3 protein-coding genes are annotated in these 1786 nt (G+C 29.6%); all 3 read left to right on the top strand.

Features of this window, described 5'->3' with window-relative positions; genetic code table 11:
- A partial coding sequence (locus FLP_RS24000) for a YcxB family protein (protein ID WP_123921700.1) occupies positions 1-443 on the top strand: 443 nt, incomplete at its 5' end.
- Positions 444-508: 65 nt separating this feature from the next.
- Positions 509-985, top strand: a complete 477-nt coding sequence (locus FLP_RS23995; protein WP_244894304.1) for a hypothetical protein — start codon at positions 509-511, stop codon at positions 983-985.
- Positions 986-1127: 142 nt separating this feature from the next.
- A complete protein-coding gene (locus FLP_RS23990; protein ID WP_065452028.1) occupies positions 1128-1559 on the top strand; it encodes a hypothetical protein in 432 nt (143 codons plus the stop codon).
- Positions 1560-1786: the final 227 nt, after the last annotated feature.

Here is a 1786-nt window from a genome sequence, read left to right as displayed (position 1 = left end):
CGATGTTTGAACAATTTAAAAAACGCTATTTTTTCGCAATCTTCATTTATATTCCTTTTTCATTATTAATAAGTTTCTTATTTGTCCAAAAGGAGTTTAGTTGGAATAGATTTTTAATATCGTTTGTGGTCTTTTTTATATTTTTTATGGCAATTATGATCATTCCAGACTTTTTAAAACATACTAAAATTGTAAAAAGTTTGAATTCTAATCCAAAATTTTTTGGAAAAAAGACTTTAGAAGTCAATGAAAGTGGAATTAAACAAACTTCTGAAAATAGTGTAGAAGTAGGATTCTATAAATGGCAAGAAGTGAAAAAAATATCAAAAACTGAAAATTATACTTTTATTACTTTGAAAGATAACAGTTCAATTATATTGCCAAAGACTAAAATTGAATATTTAAACACGTTAAAACAAAACCTTAAAAAATACGGCACATAACAGCTACTACAACGGATNNTAATTTGTTTGTTGTGTTTATCTTATTTCCACTAACAGTAATTCTCTTGCTGATTTGGTTATTTAGTGGAAAAAAACTTTTCGGAAAAACTATTGGATTGATTTGGCTTGGAATAATTGGACTTGTTGTTTTTTCAATGACAATTAATTGCCTAACATCCAAAACTGAACTAAAGAAAAAAGACTATTATGGACAATATATTGTAAATCGGGACTTTTTTCCAGGCAAACAAGCAGATTGGCAGTATGAAAATTTTAGGTTTGAAATTAAGGAAAACGATTCAATCTATTTTTACGTAACGGACAAAGAGAAAATACTAAAAACATATAGAGGAACAATTACAACGACAGAATCATACGTTTCAAAACGACTGATAGTTAATATGGAACAGCCAACAAATCATATTTTGAAAAGTAATCCAACAACGTACAGAAGTACTTGGAGTTTTATCTTAGTATTTTATTCACCGAAATTTAACAATGTTTATTTCAAAAAAGGAGAATGGAAACCACTAGAAGAATAGATGACGAAAAAAGCCGAACTGCCAACACACACTACAACGGATTTGGGCANNCCGAAAATAGGGCTTAATTTAGTTCCAAACCCGCTGTAGCGCGAGAACGTTAGTAGCTAGCAACGAACGAAACGCACATTAATAATAATTTATGGAAATCGAAAAAATGAACTCTAATATCGAAAATAAATTGAAATACATAGCCAAAGAATTTGGTCTAAATTTCTCATTATTTTTTTTAATAACTCTTATCATTAGTATCATTTTTTTATTACTTGAAACTCCAAATCAAGAAATATTTTGGCAAATGATTTTCTACGTGTCTACAGGAATATTTGCAGTTAGCTTAATAAATGCAATTTCACTTTTACCTGTCGATATCTTTATCAAAAACAAAAAAATAAATTTAAGTCTTTCTTTTTTTCCTTTTCTAATAATAATGCTTGTTATATATTTTGGTGACAAAAAAGATATGTTAACAGAAAACTTAATTAAATTTTCCATCGGATTAGCAATAATATGTTTAACTGTAAACTATTTTAGATACAAAAGATTAGTTAATAGAAATAATGCCAGCTACTAACAGCCACTACAACGGATTCGGGCAATAGTCTTAATGAAAAAATTGTTTGTATTTGGGATATGATTTGGCAAATCCGAAGAATAGTGCTTAATTTAGTCCCAAACCCGCTGTAGTGCCAGAACGTTACTGAAGTCTCTGCCTCTTATACACATATGACGCATCCGACTAAGAGAATACTGATGACATCGCTGTCAGCCGCGTCCCCACAAACGAAACCAACATAACTT

Origin of the sequence: Flavobacterium piscis (genome assembly GCF_001686925.1) — a bacterium.
Classification (GTDB): Bacteria; Bacteroidota; Bacteroidia; order Flavobacteriales; family Flavobacteriaceae; genus Flavobacterium; species Flavobacterium piscis.
Note: the sequence above shows the minus strand (reverse complement) of the source record. Positions and strands in the feature narration are given on the sequence as shown.